Annotated in this window: 14 protein-coding genes; 6 read left to right on the top strand and 8 right to left on the bottom strand. The window is 70.1% G+C overall.

The annotated features are described in order from the left end of the window. Positions 1–59: 59 nt before the first annotated feature. The gene (locus O1G22_RS43530; protein WP_270086797.1) at positions 60–1,070 is read left to right on the top strand and encodes an Lrp/AsnC family transcriptional regulator; all 1,011 of its coding nucleotides are present in this window, start codon (positions 60–62) and stop codon (positions 1,068–1,070) included. A 56-nt stretch (positions 1,071–1,126) separates the two neighbouring features. Continuing rightward, positions 1,127–1,549: an SbtR family transcriptional regulator gene (locus O1G22_RS43525; protein ID WP_333492498.1), complete on the top strand. Its 423-nt coding sequence runs from the start codon at positions 1,127–1,129 to the stop codon at positions 1,547–1,549. A gap of 214 nt (positions 1,550–1,763) precedes the next feature. Here the strand turns inward: O1G22_RS43525 and O1G22_RS43520 are convergent, their stop codons facing one another. Continuing rightward, complete coding sequence (locus O1G22_RS43520) at positions 1,764–2,591, bottom strand: class I SAM-dependent methyltransferase (RefSeq protein ID WP_270086796.1); 828 nt, start codon at positions 2,589–2,591, stop codon at positions 1,764–1,766. A gap of 67 nt (positions 2,592–2,658) precedes the next feature. On the opposite strand from O1G22_RS43520, the gene O1G22_RS43515 reads away from it, so the two are divergent. After that, positions 2,659–3,261, top strand: coding sequence for a TetR/AcrR family transcriptional regulator (locus tag O1G22_RS43515; protein WP_270086795.1), 603 nt, complete (start codon positions 2,659–2,661; stop codon positions 3,259–3,261). 325 nt (positions 3,262–3,586) lie between these two features. Here O1G22_RS43515 and O1G22_RS43510 read toward each other — a convergent pair whose 3' ends face one another. The 3 genes from O1G22_RS43510 to O1G22_RS43500 form a co-directional block, all read right to left on the bottom strand. Next, positions 3,587–3,985 carry a PIN domain-containing protein gene (locus O1G22_RS43510; protein WP_270086794.1) on the bottom strand — a complete coding sequence of 133 codons (399 nt, stop codon included), beginning with the start codon at positions 3,983–3,985 and terminating at the stop codon, positions 3,587–3,589. Continuing rightward, positions 3,985–4,251 (bottom strand): hypothetical protein, encoded by a 267-nt coding sequence (locus tag O1G22_RS43505; protein ID WP_270086793.1) that lies wholly within the window; start codon positions 4,249–4,251, stop codon positions 3,985–3,987. Before O1G22_RS43505 ends, O1G22_RS43510 begins: the two co-directional genes overlap by 1 nt. 234 nt (positions 4,252–4,485) lie before the next feature. Beyond that, entirely contained in the window at positions 4,486–6,054 is a 1,569-nt protein-coding gene (locus O1G22_RS43500) for an outer membrane protein assembly factor BamB family protein (protein ID WP_270086792.1), read from the bottom strand. Between the two features lie 615 nt (positions 6,055–6,669). Between O1G22_RS43500 and O1G22_RS43495 the strand changes: the two genes are divergently transcribed. Both O1G22_RS43495 and O1G22_RS43490 read left to right on the top strand, forming a co-directional pair. Next, positions 6,670–7,335, top strand: a complete 666-nt coding sequence (locus tag O1G22_RS43495; protein ID WP_270086791.1) for a DUF4097 family beta strand repeat-containing protein — start codon at positions 6,670–6,672, stop codon at positions 7,333–7,335. A 59-nt stretch (positions 7,336–7,394) separates the two neighbouring features. Then, the gene (locus O1G22_RS43490; protein ID WP_270086790.1) at positions 7,395–8,213 is read left to right on the top strand and encodes an alpha/beta fold hydrolase; all 819 of its coding nucleotides are present in this window, start codon (positions 7,395–7,397) and stop codon (positions 8,211–8,213) included. Between the two features lie 91 nt (positions 8,214–8,304). On the opposite strand, the gene O1G22_RS43485 is transcribed toward O1G22_RS43490, so the two are convergent. Continuing rightward, complete coding sequence (locus O1G22_RS43485; protein WP_270086789.1) at positions 8,305–8,679, bottom strand: VOC family protein; 375 nt, start codon at positions 8,677–8,679, stop codon at positions 8,305–8,307. Between the two features lie 287 nt (positions 8,680–8,966). Here O1G22_RS43485 and O1G22_RS43480 point away from each other — a divergent pair, with 287 nt between their 5' ends. Next, positions 8,967–9,344: a VOC family protein gene (locus O1G22_RS43480; RefSeq protein ID WP_270086788.1), complete on the top strand. Its 378-nt coding sequence runs from the start codon at positions 8,967–8,969 to the stop codon at positions 9,342–9,344. Between the two features lie 4 nt (positions 9,345–9,348). On the opposite strand, the gene O1G22_RS43475 is transcribed toward O1G22_RS43480, so the two are convergent. The 3 genes from O1G22_RS43475 to O1G22_RS43465 all read right to left on the bottom strand — a co-directional run bounded on the left by O1G22_RS43475 (position 9,349) and on the right by O1G22_RS43465 (position 13,398). Continuing rightward, the gene (locus tag O1G22_RS43475; RefSeq protein WP_270086787.1) at positions 9,349–9,723 is read right to left on the bottom strand and encodes a DUF3099 domain-containing protein; all 375 of its coding nucleotides are present in this window, start codon (positions 9,721–9,723) and stop codon (positions 9,349–9,351) included. Between the two features lie 112 nt (positions 9,724–9,835). Beyond that, positions 9,836–11,569 (bottom strand): cytochrome bc1 complex cytochrome b subunit, encoded by a 1,734-nt coding sequence (qcrB, locus tag O1G22_RS43470; RefSeq protein WP_270086786.1) that lies wholly within the window; start codon positions 11,567–11,569, stop codon positions 9,836–9,838. A 305-nt stretch (positions 11,570–11,874) separates the two neighbouring features. Next, positions 11,875–13,398, bottom strand: a complete 1,524-nt coding sequence (locus O1G22_RS43465) for an FAD-dependent oxidoreductase (RefSeq protein WP_270086785.1) — start codon at positions 13,396–13,398, stop codon at positions 11,875–11,877. Positions 13,399–13,835 lie beyond the last annotated feature (437 nt).

Here is a 13,835-nt window from a genome sequence, read left to right as displayed (position 1 = left end):
TTCGGGCGGCTGGATTGCCGAATCATTCCATTCGAATGTCTCTGGTGCATGATTTTCACATGCTGGACGACATCGACCGTGGTCTCATCCACGCCCTGCGCATCGACGGGCGGGCGCCGTTCAGCGCGATCGCCGACGTCCTCGACGTCTCGGCGCAGACGGTCTCCCGCCGCTACCGGCAGCTGTGTGCCAGCGCTGCGCTGCGGGTGGTCGGTCTGGCCGAGCCGGAGCGCAGCGACCGCACCCAGTGGCTGCTGCGCCTGGCCACGGGCCCGCGCGTCGCCCAGGACCTTGCCGACGCCCTGGCCCGCCGCGCCGACACCTCCTGGGTCAAACTCGCCTCGGGCGGCACCGAGATCGTCGCGATCGTGCACACCTCCACCGCCGACGGGCCCTCCGGGCACGCGCTGCTGTTGCACGACATCCCGCGCACGGCCGGCATCACCGCGGTCTCCGCACATTGCGTGCTGCACACCTACCTCGGTGGGCCCACCGCCTGGTCCGGCCAGCAACAGGCCCTCGACGCCGCGCAGCAGCGCCGCCTGCGCACCGCCGTAGCCGAGGCGGCGTCTGCCACCGCCGCTTCTGGGGGGCGGGCGGCTCTCACCGATGCCGATTCCGACCTGCTCGCTGCCCTCCAGCGCGACGGTCGGGCGAGCCTGAGCAGCCTGGCCGCGGCCACCGGCTGGTCACCCGCCACCGTCGCGCGCCGGCTGGAGCAACTGCGGGCCGACGGCCGGCTCTTCTTCGACGTCGAACTCGACTCCGCCCTGCTGGGCGTCGCCACGCAGGCGCTCCTGTGGATGGCCGTCGCCCCCGCTCACCTCGACCGGGTCGCCCGTACCCTGGCCCGGCACCCCGAGCTGGCCTACGTGGCCGCCGTCACCGGCCCCCACAATCTCACCGCCCATGCCCTGTGCCCCGACCCGGCGGCGCTGCACCGCTACCTCACCGAACGCCTGGGCACCCTGAAGGCGATCCGCACCCTGGAGACCGCGCCCGTGCTGCGCACGCTCAAGATGGCCGGACCGCTCCCGGCCACCGGCAAGCCGCCCGAGCGCCGCCGTTAGCTCGTACCGGAAGAGCCAGGCAATACGGTGCGGCCGCCGGGGTCGGCATCGGCACCGTGTACCGGCATTTCCCGACCCGGCAGGCCCTCGTGGAAGCCGCAGCAGAACTCCGATTCGCCGAGATCCTCCAGTTCGCGCGCACCAACTGCCTGCGCGACCCCGAGTCAGGCCAGGGGCTGGCCCAGTATCTCCGCCATGTCGGTCAGATACTGGCCGAGGATCAGGGCCTGTCCGCTTCCGTCGCGGCGACCGTGGGATCGTCGGCACCCAGAGGGGAAATGCTCGCTCAGCTCGAACTAGCGGTCGGAAAACTGATCGACCAGGGACGGTCAGCCGGAACCCTACGGGGAGACCTCGCTGTCTCGGACGTCTACATGCTCGTCGGCGCCCTGTCCGCAATCATCCGCACCGGCAGCGGCGACTGGCGCCGCTTCATCGGCCTCGCCTTCGACGGCCTACGCCCGCGCAGGGGCAACTGATCCGATGTGACCCAGTGTCCGGTAGCCATGCCTCCAGGCGACCCGAGAACACACCCTGGTCTCGGACACCGACTGCGGTGCCGTGGGCGCGTACACCAGCAGGCTCATCGAGAAGGGGCGGACTCGCCACATCCCGCACTCTGGGCTGCTGCGCCCGGCAGAGCATCGAACGGCCGCGCGGATTCCTAGGTCGGCGGCGACTTGGCGGATGGACTCAGGGAGTGCCGACGAGCATGGCGGTCGTGGCCAGGGTCGTGTAGTTCATCGTGAAGCGCCCGCCCATGGAGTCGATGGCGTCCCCGACCGCATCCAGTATTTCGGCCAGCTGATCGGGACGGAGTTGGGTGAGGCCGCCGGTGGTGGGGAGCAGGTCCAGCCATTGGTCGCGCGTGTATGACCGCTCCCAGTCGAATCGCCACTGTTCGGGATCGTTGAACCGTTCGGTCTCCCGGATCTTGTCGGCGAACTTCGTGTATCCCTCCTGGTAGAGGTCGAGCGGACGTCGGGCCGGTTGGCTGCTGAGCGGGGAGTCGGGCGCCACCCGCCGGAAGGCAGCGGCAAACGGTTCGGCCACCTCGGCAGGCGGCTCGTACACATGCCCGAAGATCGCCAGCCGTCCCCCTGGACGCAGCACACGTGCCGCCTTGGCGGTGCCGGCGACCGGATCCACCCAGTGCCACGATTGGGCGGCAATGACGGTGTCGAACATCCGGCCGGCCGGCTGCCAGGCTTCGAAGGCCGCCACCTCGACCTCCAGGCCACGGGCTCGCGCGAAGTCGGCCATCCGCGCATCGGGCTCGACGCCGAGCACGGCGCACCCGGCGGCTTGGAACTGCCGGGCTGCGATGCCGGTGCCGCAGCCGATGTCGAGCACGTCAGGCCCGGGGCTCCCTGCGACGATTCGCGCCACCAGCGCATCGGGGTAGCCAGGCCGAGCTTGGTCGTAGCGTTGGGCATCCACGCCGAACGACTCGGCTGTCCGCCGGGCCTTGTGCGGCTCTACTGGGGATGGTTCTGGCTGTTCTCGCGGTAAGGTGGGCATGCGCCCACCTTAGTGGGCGCATGCCCACTAAGCAATCATTGAGATGACTGCGCGAGAGGATCCGTGAGTGCCAACTGGGGTGCACCTCCGCGACGCGCGGCAGCAGCTGTTCGATGCTGCCGAACGCGTGCTTCTGCGGGACGGGCCGAACGGGCTGACCAGCCGGGCCGTCACCGACGAGGCAGGCTGCGCCAAGGGCGTCCTGCATCGGCACTTCACCGACTTCGACGCCTTCCTCACCGACCTCGTGCTCGACCAGGCCGCGCAGCTTGAGACGCAGGCGAGTGCGCTGCGCGAGTCCGCCGGCACCGGCACGGTGGCCGACAACCTCACCAGCGCACTGGGAACCCTCTTCGGACCGATTCCGGTGGCGATCATCCCGCTCATCACCTTCCGGGACGACCTACGCACACGGCTGCGGCAAGCCAGACCAGGAGGGGGCATCGCGATCCTCGCCGAGGCCACGACCGCGATCTCCGCTTATCTGGCCGACGAGCGTGACCTGGGCCGCATCGCGGCCGACGCCGACATCGACTCACTCACCCTCTCCCTGGTCGGCGGTGGGCACCTCCTGTTCGCAGACCGCGACCCCGGCCCGTCGACCACGGCAGCCGTCAACAAGCTCGTGACAGCAGTCATCGCTGATGCCGTGCAACGACGACCGACCTAGAGCCCCCTCAGTGTCGGCAAACGATGGCGACACTTCCGCCCGTGATCGTGAACCCCTAGGTGGGCACTGTCGGCAACTCACGTCGGAAACCAACGTCGGAGAACGGTCCTTCGGGTAGTTGTCGGTACTTGCCGAGCTCCAGCGCGAGCTCATCGTGGCGAACACGAACGACGGGCTCGCCTCAGCGCGAGCCCGCGGCCGAGTCGGCGGGCGCCGACCGCGGCTCACGGCGGACCAGGCCACAGCCGCCCCTGCCGAAGGGGGGCGCGGTGGTTCATGCCGGGACCCATCACGGCGGCCGCCGCCTCAACCGCTCCCGGGTGGCCTACTCGTCGGGGTGGACGGCCTGGACGCCGGTCCCTTCGTACAGCTCGGGCGCCAGGGTGAGCAGGAAGCGGCCGGTGGGAAAGTCCGCGGAGGGGCGGGCGGCGTGGATGGCATGGACGGCCGCCCAGGAGTGCCCGGCGCGCAGCAGCCCGGTGGCGGTGACCGCCGCCTCCGTGTCGAAGGGCTCGACCGTGACGAACCGCAGCCCGTCGATGTAGGCGAGGAGACCGGGCCGCTCGGCGTCGCCGGCCGTGAGGGAGAGCACCGGGGCGTACAGGGTGCCCAGCCCGCCGGAGGCCTGCACGTAGAACGCGGCCACGGCCTCGTTGTACGGGTCCTTGGGATCGTGGAGGGCGGTGGCGGTGGTGTGGTCCAGGACGACGGCGATCTGCCCCACTACGCGGCCGCCGGGTCCTGGCCGGCGCCGAGACGCTGAAGCAGGCCGCGGGCCTTCGCCTCGGCCTGCTCACTGGGCACGGTGCCCAGGACGGAGGCGAGCTCGGCGCGGGCCTGCTCGGCGCGCTCCGCGTACTCGGCCTCGGTCGGCCGGCCCGCGGCGAGCTCTTCGACGAGCTGCCGGATCGTGGTGCCCTGCTCGCTCGCCAGCGCGGCCAGCCGGTCGCGGGTGGCCGAGCTGACCTTGATGCTCGTTTCGTCTGCCATACCCACCACTCTACTGCCAGTAGAGGACTTGCTCTGCTCCGGGTACACACGTCGTCGTCCACGAGGCGTTCGAGGTCCCGGGGCTTACGAGGACTGGGCCAGGGCCAGTCCACGCTCGCGGGCAGCGCATCGCCCTCGTGGATACGGGGGAGTAGCCGATCCCGCTCGCACTACTGGGCACCGCCCGGCACCTGCTGCACCCAGCGGGGCCGGGCCCGAGGTGAAGGAACAAACTCACTGCGCTCGGCACCTGTTTCGGGTCCCGTCCTGGTCACAGGGACTGTGGGGCAGAGAGAAGGCGTAAAGCTTGTTGTTGATGCTTCCGGGAACGTAATAGCCGGACCCCCAGTAGACCGAACCGTTCACGATGGCAGCGCCGCCGGCCACCGGCCCGCCGCTGGCAAAGCTCCACTTGACGGTGCCGGTGGCGCCGTCCAGCGCGTACATGTCGCCGGACGTGGAGCCGGCGTAGGCCACACCGTTGGCGCTGGAGACGGGGCCCAGGTCCAAAAGGGAATCCCCCTTGGGATCCGCGGTCTGCCAGAGGATCTTCCCGGTGGCCGCGTCGAGCGCGGCGAAGAACCCGCTGGTGACGGTCGACTTCTGGCCGGTGACAGAGGTGATGGTGGTGGGTACGTGCTCGGAGTTGGCGATGGCCACGTAGACGCGCTTGCCGTCTGTCGCGGTGCCGAACTCGATGCCGCCGATGATGCCACCCGGACCGACCCGCGTCTGCCACACGACGCGGCCGGTGGCCGGGTCCAGTGCCCAGTACACGCCGCTCTTTTGCCCCGCGCCGAGCAGCCGGGTGCGCTTGCCCTTGACTTCGGTGGTGTAGAGGTTCGGTCCCGAGCCGAAGTCGTAGTCCGGTCCTTCCGGGTGCGGGAACGTCCAGGAGTCGGCACTCAGGGTGGAGCGAGACCAGGCGATCTGGCCGGTCTTCAGGTGCAGGGCCAGAATCGAGTCGATATGGTCGTCCGGCGACGGCGGGGTGCACCCGGTCTGAAACGGTTTTGTGCAGACGCCAGGCGGCACCGAGTAGTTGTTGCCCGTGTCCACATACAGCAGTCCGGTCTCGTGATCCACCACCGGGGTGCTGGCCCACATCGAACCACCCGTGTAGCCGAGCGGAACGGTGCGAGTCTTCCACAGCACTTTTCCGGTGGCGACGCTGAGTGCGACAACGCTGCCGCGGAAGGTGGACTGCGTCGGCAGGACCTCGGACTTGGAAGATACGCCCACGTAGGCGACACCGCGGTCGATCACCGGCGAACTGGTGATGATCGCGTCCGGGTTGTCGTCCACCTTGGTGCGCCACAACGGTGCGCCGGTCGCGGCGTTGGCGCCCATGATGTAGGCACCCGCGGTGGTGGGGGCGAACAGCCACCCGTCACCGAACACCAGCGTGCCGTCCGCGTACGCGGGGCTGGTCCGCGAGGTGTCCCCGGGGACACCGCTGTACCTGCTGATCGGGTTCGACCACAACGCCTTCCCGGTGGCCGTGCTCACCGCGGACAACTGTCCGCCCCAGTCCGGCACATACGTCACCCCGTGGGCCACGGTCGGCGTGGCCGAAACACTGCCCGCCGCGGTGTAGATCCAACGCGGCTTCAGGTTTTTCACATTCCGCCTGGTCAGGATGTGCTCACTGGCGGCGTTTCGGGTGCCGTGGATGTTCTGGCCCGCGGATGTCCAGTCGGTGTTCGACGCGGCGTGGTCCGGACCGGTGGCTGCTGCCGTGGTGCCCGCCGTAGCGAGCGCGACGGTGACGGCGGCTGCCGCCGCCCACACACGCTTGCGCATGCATCTCTCCCTGAGTCAACGATCTTGCTGTACGGGGCCAGCTGGGTAGCGCCGCCAGAATCGTTCACGTCATACAGGAGGAAAAGACCACGAACTCACATTCACATGACAGACAGGTGAAAAATACCCGGAAAGCACCAATCCACCGATCCAACCCCGATCCGCTTATCACAAGGCATGTTTTTTTCGCGCCTTTAGCCCGCGCGTTATCGCAGGTCAGCGGCACCGTCCCCTCCTTGCCCAGAGAACGCGGGGCCCTCCCGTCGGCACGCGACTGTCGGCCGCACGCGAAGACCGGCCCACCCCCGGGCCGGGCGTCTATCCGTGGTCCGGAGTTGGCCCGTCGGTGTCGTTCGGCGGTCTCCGCGTAGGCGAGGCCGGTCTCCTCCGTGCTGCTTCGCAGTGGTCCCTGATGCCCCCACCATAGCGTTCACTTCTCAATCATTGCAACGATCGGGCGATTTCCGTTGCGTTACCGCCGAGACCGTTGCAACAATTTACCGGCCTCGACCTGCACGAATGCCGATTTCTCGCAACGACCGCGTTGTCAGACCTTGGAAAGCAACGTAGCGTTTCCAACGTCAGAAACGACGAACGAACACACCGGAGAGCATCATGCAGAAGTTCGCCACCCCCGCCCCGATCACCGTCGTCCTGGACATCCCCGCCGGACGCGTCCAGCTCTTCGCCGCCGACCGCTCCGACACCAGCGTCGAGGTCCTGCCCGCCAACCCCGCCAAGGGCCGCGACGTGAAGACCGCCGAGCAGACCACCGTCGACTACACCGACGGCGTCCTGCGGATCGGCACCGCCGAGCCCAAGAACCAGCTCTTCGGCCCCTCCGGATCCCTGGAGGTCAGCGTCAAGCTGCCGGCCGGCTCCCGCGTCGAGGCCAGGACCGCCGCCTGCGAGCTCCGCGGCGTCGGCCGCCTGGGCGACGTCGAATTCGACGGCGCGTACCGCCAGATCAAGCTGGACGAGACCGCGAGCCTGCGCCTCACCGCGACTGACAGCGACATCGAGGTCGGCCGGCTCGGCGGCCCCGCGCAGATCAGCACCGCACGGGGCGACATCCGCATCGCCGAGGCCGTACGCGGCACGGTCGTCCTGCGCACCCAGTCCGGCGACATCACGGTCGGCGCCGCCGCCGACGTCTCCGCCGCCCTGGACGCCGGCACCTCCTACGGCCGCATCAACAACGCCCTCAAGAACGACGGCACCGCCGACCTCGACATCCGCGCCACCACCTCCCACGGCGACATCACCGCCCGCAGCCTCTGAAGGCATCCGCGAGGTCCGGAGAAGTCGTACAAGACGCCTCACACGACCAGGAGGAAGACATGACGAAGAACAGCACTTCCGCGACCAGTTCGCAGTGGACGGGCATGGTGCCGGTGGACGACACAGCCCTGGCCGTCACCGACACCGACGGCCCCGGCATCCCCGTGGTCTACCTGAACGGCCAGTTCGCCACCCAGGGATACTGGCGGCGGGTCGTCGCTGAACTCGGCACGACCTGGCGGCACATCACCTACGACGAACGGGCTCGCGGCAGGAAGTCGAAGCGCTCGGCGGACTACTCCTTCGAGGCCGCCGTCCGCGACGTCGACGCCGTTCTCGCGGCCCGGGGCGTGGACCGGGCACTGCTGGTGGGCTGGTCCTACGGCGCGGTCGTCGCGGCGCACTGGGCCGGCCGGAACCCGGAGCGCTGCCTGGGCGCGGTCCTGGTCGACGGCGCCTTCCCGTACGACTGGCTGGACGAGGCCATGGAACAGCGGATCCGGAAGCTGTTCCGGCGGATGAGCTGGTTCATGCCACTTCTGCGCCCCACGGGCATCACTCCGCGCATGACCGCCGAGGAGCAGGCGGACAGCAACATCGAGCTCGGCAGGCTCTCCCGCGAACGCGAACTGGGCCCTGTACTGGACGGCATCACCGTCCCCGTGCGGTACGTGGTCGCCTCGGGGACGTCCCTGGGAAGCCGCGGCGACGAGCAGGAACGGATCCGCGCCGGCCTCGACGCGGTGACCGCCCGCAACCCCAACATCCGCATCAGCGCGAAGGTCGCCGGCAACCACGGCGCGATCCTGAGGAAGGACTTCCGCGCCGTCGCCGATGCCCTACGCGAGGTCGCCGCCCTCGACCACGTGGGGCGCTGATGACATGACCAGAGGACCGACGGCCGGCCACGGAGCGCCGGCCATCAGTCCTTGTCCGTGACGGGATGGGACGGGACGGGACGGGACGGACTCAGTGGAAGCAAAGGCAGAACGGATGGCCGGCCGGGTCCGCGTAGATCCGCCAATTGGCCTCCGGGCGGAGCTGGTCCGTCCGCTCCAGCACGGTCGCACCGAGGGCGAGCGCCCGCTTCTCCTCCCCGTCGAGGTCGTCCACGTCGAAGTCCAGGTGAAGCTGCTGCGGGCGCTCCTGGCTGGGCCATTCGGGTGGCTGGTATCCGTCCACCCGCTGGCAGGCCAGCGTCGTGCCTTCGAAGCCGTGCACCTCGAACCAGTCGGGATCCTCCGGGTGCGCGACCACCCGGCCGCCGAGCAGTTCCGCGTAGAACTCCGCGAGCTGTGCCGGATCGGCGCAGTCCAGCGCGACCGCCTGCAGCTTTCGAATCACTTCCGACGCCCCTCGCCTCGCTCTTGGGCCGTTTCCGCGACCCCCGGTACGAGAGGGGACGTACCCACCGCCGCGGCGGGCATGCGCGGCGGTACGGCGGAGCGCCGCCGGGCTTCGACCAGAAGGGGGCGGGCCGCCCTCTCATGACATCGCATGGCAACATCGACCTCCGCCGCGCCAAAGCCTGAGCGCCTCATCGTCATCCACCTCCTCGTCATCCACCTCCCCGACCGGCCCCGACACCTCCCTGCAGACGGCACGTCAGGGACCACCTAGGATCTACACCCGTGATCGCTGATCTGCAGTGCGTGGTGCTGGACTGCTCCGACCCCGGTGAACTCGCCGAGTTCTACCAGTCGCTCCTCGGTGGCACCGTCGACCAGCCGGATCGGCGGTGGGCGCTCAGCGAGGACTGGGCCACGTTGCACACGGCGGCCGGCCTCGTTCTGGCCTTCCAGCGGGTGGCGGAGTACCGGCCGCCGCTGTGGCCGGACCCGAACCGGCCACAGCAGTTCCACCTGGACTTCGGTGTCGCCGATCTGGAGCACGCTCAGGAACAGGTGCTGGCCCGGGGTGCCAGGGTGCTCGACGGCGGTGCGGACGGGCGGAGTTGGCGGGTCTATGCCGACCCCGCGGGTCATCCGTTCTGCCTGGTACGGCACTGAACAGTCAGGCCGCCGTGCCCCGGTCCGTGTCCCCCTCCGGCGGCAGGATCAGCGTCGGTTCGAGTACGACGCGGGGGGTCGGCTCCTCCCTGGCCTGGACCCAGCTCACCGCGTGCCGGGGGCCTCGTTGCTGGCGCCAGTGGGCCTGGGCGACGACCACGGCGACGTACGGGATGAGCGCCGCGCCGACCAGGGCGCAGGCCGCGACGACCGGCCAGCGATGCCAGGTCGCGGCCATCGTGACGACGCACGCGGTGCGCACCAGCATCGCCGTGAGGTAGCGGCGCTGGCGGCCGCGCAGGTCGTGGGTCAGGCCGGTGCGCGCCCGGGTGATGGACTCGGCACGGGGGGTCTCCCGGCGCCATGGGGTACTGGCCATAGAGCCTCCGTGGACGCCTGGATCCAGCGGGAAAAAGCACGGCGCGGGTGATCGTCCCCTGATCACCCGCGCCGCTCCGGTCTGCCCCGGGCCTCTGTGATGTGCGGCCGGGTCAGAGCAGTTCCTGGTCCGCCTCCTGTCCCTCGCCGGAACGCTGGGCGCCGATCTCCGCGTGTTCGGCGGCCGGGCCGTGGCCGTTGACCGCGGCGTGGCCGTTGGCCGAGTGGTCGAGATGGGCCAGGGCCTCCCGCATCTCCTGCTCGGTCGGCTTGGGTACCTGGTTGCCGTACAGCCAGCGGCTGAGCAGGTAGCGCCGCTTCTCCTCGCGCAGGTTCGGGTTGGGCACGCCGTCCACCTCCGCGACGGGCGCCGGCAGCGGCTTGTACTCCTCGCGGGACAGCAGGGTGTACTCGCGCCGGCGGTCCAGGCGCTCGTGCACCTCGACGAACTCGCCGTGCGGCAGCCGCTTGATCCGGCCGGTCTCGCGGCCGTGCAGGAGCTTTTCGCGGTCGGCCCGCGCCAGGCCCAGACAGACCCGCCGGGTGATGACGTACACGACGGCCGGGACCACGAAGAAGCCGATCCGCACCATCCAGGTGATCTCGTTCAGCGAGAGATGGAACTTCTCGGCCAGGACGTCGTTGGCGCCGCCGAAGAACAGCACCAGGTACAGGGCGACGAAGGCAGTGACGAACGCGGTACGCGTGGGGTGGTCGCGCGGCTTGTCCAGCAAGTGGTGCTCGCGTTTGTCCCCGGTGACCCAGGCCTCCAGGAACGGCCAGCCGGCGGCCACGTGGATCATCAGCGTGGGCAGGATGACGCCGGGGATCAGGACGGCCATGTTGACGGTATAGCCGCCGACCGTGAACTCCCAGGCGGGCATGGCTCTCAGCGCGCCTTCGAGGAAGCCCATGTACCAGTCGGGCTGGGAGCCCTGGGAGATCAGGTCGGGCCGGTAGGGACCGTATGTCCACACCGGGTTGATCTGGGCGATGCCCGCGAGCAGGCAGAGCACACCGGCGATGAGGAAGAAGAAGCCGCCGGCCTTGGCCGCGTAGTGCGGCAGCAGTGGCTGGCCGATGACGTTGTTCTCGGTGCGGGCCGGACCCCGGTGCTGGGTGTGCTTGTGGTAGAAGACCAGGATCAGGTGCACGGTCAGCAGCGCCACGATGATGCCCGGGATGAGCAGGATGTGGATGCTGTAGAACCGGCCGATCACGTTGTGGCCCGGGAACTCGCCGCCGAACAGGAACATCGTCAGATACGTTCCGACCAGCGGAATGGCGAGTGTGACGCCCTCGGCGATCCGCAGACCGGTGCCGGAGAGGAGGTCGTCGGGGAGCGAGTAGCCGACGAAGCCCTCAAGGGTGACCACGATCAGGAGCACGAAGCCGATCACCCAGTTGAGCTCGCGCGGCTTGCGGAACGAGCCGTGGAGCAGGTGCCGCAGCGTGTGGGCACACATCGCGGCGATCATGATCAGCGCCGACCAGTGGTGCAGCTGGCGGATGAACAGACCGCCGCGCACGTCGAAGCTGATGTGGATGGTGGAGGAGTAGGCCTGCGACATCGGCACGCCCTGCAGCGGGACGTACGATCCGTGGTAGACCGTCTCCGTCATGCTCGGATCGAAGAACAGGGTCAGCCAGACACCGGTCAGCAGCAGGACGATGAAGCTGTAGAGGGCTATCTCGCCGAACATGAACGACCAGTGTTCGGGAAACACCTTCCGGAGCAGGAAACCGGAGCGGTAGACCCCGAGCCGCCCGTCCGCCCAGTCGGCGATGCGCTCGCCTTTCGATGCCTCGGTACGGGTATCCACTGGCGCCTTGTGGGTGGTGCTCATCCCCGCGCGCCCTCCCCTCGCGTGCAGTGAAACGGCTGGAACCGTATCCACACCTGCCACGGTGGAACAACGGCACTCCAGCCGTTCACTGGTGTCAACTCAAGTGATTCTTGAGCGAGTTTCGAGCTTCCCGGGAACGTGCCGGCATCGTGTACACGCAACGCGCCGGGAAATCCGGCCCGGTTACCGGTCGTGACGTGCCCCCGGTCGATCAAGTCGCTTTTTAAAGCGGCCAGTTGATCCACTCTTGTCATGAGCAAAAGCGTAATGGCCGCCTCTTGGCCGCGTCTGCCCGGCATGGCTTTTCAGGCGCTCCAGTGGGCCGAGGAGATCGTGGCCCGGGGCCGGGCGGAGCCGATGGAGACCCCGATGGCGGGTACGGCCGGCGTGCCGGGGCGGCGGCTCCGGGTGCCCTGGCCGTGGGTGGTGCTGGGCGGCGCCGCCGGGGCGGCGGTGAGGCGCGGGGCGCGCAGTACGGCCCGCAGTTCGCGGCGGCGCAGCCCGGCGGCCGGCGGATCGAAGGTCTGCAGGCGTTCGAGCAGCAGCCGGGCCGCGTCCTCGTCGGTGGTCGCGGCGGCGGCGAGCCGGGCCGTCCAGCTGCGGCCGAGCCGGGCGCGCAGCCCGTCCGGCGGAAGATACGGGCTTGCCCCGGCCGCGCCGAGACTGTGCAGGCTCGCCTGCCAGGCGGGGGCCAGGTGCTGGGCGAGGGCGTGGCGCAGCCGGAAGGTGATGCCGGTGGCGGTGCCGTGGCCGGTCAGCACGTGGTCGAGGACGAGGGCGGACTGCACGGCGAGGGTCATGCCGTGGCCGTGGGCCGGGTCGAGGGCGACGAAGGCGTCGCCGATGACGAGGAACCGGTCGGGCCAGCGACGCAGCTTCTCGTAGTGGCGCCAGCGGTTCTCGGTGCGCGCGCAGGCGTAGACCGGGCCGAGGGGGGTGGCGGCCTCGATGACCTCGCGCAGCAGCGGGTGGCGCAGGTCGCCCGCGGCGCGCAGCAGGGCCTCGTGGTCGGCGGGCGGGCGGCTGCCGTCGCCGGCGCTGAGCGTCACCGACCAGCGGCCTCCCTCGACGGGCTGGAGCATGCCCTGGCGGGGCTGGTCGGGGGTGCCCATCAGCAGCAGGGCGCTGAAGTCGGCGACATGGCCGATGGGCGGCGCGAACAGGGTGGAGGCGTAGGTGGTCGGGGTGCGGACGGCCGACTCCCTGGGCGTCTGGTAGCCGAGCTCGGCCAGCCAGCGGGGGGCGCACGAGCCGCGTCCGGTGGCGTCCACCACGAAGTCGGCGGGCATCAGGTGCCGTGGGCTCCAGCCGTCGGGCGCCCGCCGGTCCCGGCCGCGGACCCATACCCCGGCGACGGTGTCGTGGCGGCCGGCTTCCAGGCAGACCGCCTCGTGCTCCTGGAGGAAGGTCACCTTCGGGTCGGCGCGCAGCCGGTCGCGTACGACGGCGTCGATCAGGTCACGGCCGGCGCTGAGTGCCAAGAGGCCGGCGTCGAAGCGGGGCAGCCAGCCGGCCGGGCCGAGCAGCAGCATGTCCTGGGGCATGCGGACCGGAACCGCTCCGGCGGCGGTGAGATCCGCGACGATGCCCGGGAACAGCTGCTCCAGGCCCTGCCGCGCCGCGGGCATGAGGGTGTGGGTGTGCCGGGCCTGGGGCACGCCCCGGCGCCGCCCGGAGCCACTGGGCAGCCGGTCGCGCTCGATCACGGTGACTCTGTCCATGAAGTCGGCCAGGGCCCGTGCCGCGGTGAGCCCGGCGAGGCCGGAGCCGATCACCACGGCGTGCCCGTGGCCGCCGCCCCCGTCGCCGGCACATACCTCCAGGCTCATCTCCGGTCCCCCCTGCTGTAGTTGTGGTTGCATCATGCGGGTGCCGTACGCGCCACGGGCAGGGGATTCCCGGCCGGGCCGTACGGCGAGCGGTGCGCGGGCGACGCCGGTGCGCCCGCGCCGTGCGGGGTGTCCGACCCGATGTGCCTGGTGGGACGGGCCGCCCGACGGGGCTCTCGGCGCCGGGCGCGGTGCGGGCCGGGGCAGGGGCTCAAGTGACCGTCGAGAGAGCCGCGACGGGTATTCGAGCGACCGTCGAGGAAGCCGCGGAGATGTCTACGACACCCGGGCGACCGCCCGCACTCGCCGGGCGCCAGGACCGGCACCCGACGAACAGTGCTTACCGCCAGTCCCCCGGGCGCGGTGTCCGGGACAGCACACGCCCCGTCAGGACCGCCCGACGGGCCCCCGGGCCCGGGGCCAGGCGCGGTGCGGTG

Origin of the sequence: Streptomyces camelliae, assembly GCF_027625935.1 — a bacterium.
In the GTDB taxonomy this organism is placed as follows: Bacteria; Actinomycetota; Actinomycetes; order Streptomycetales; family Streptomycetaceae; genus Streptomyces; species Streptomyces camelliae.
This window is presented reverse-complemented; position numbering and strand designations above follow the sequence as displayed.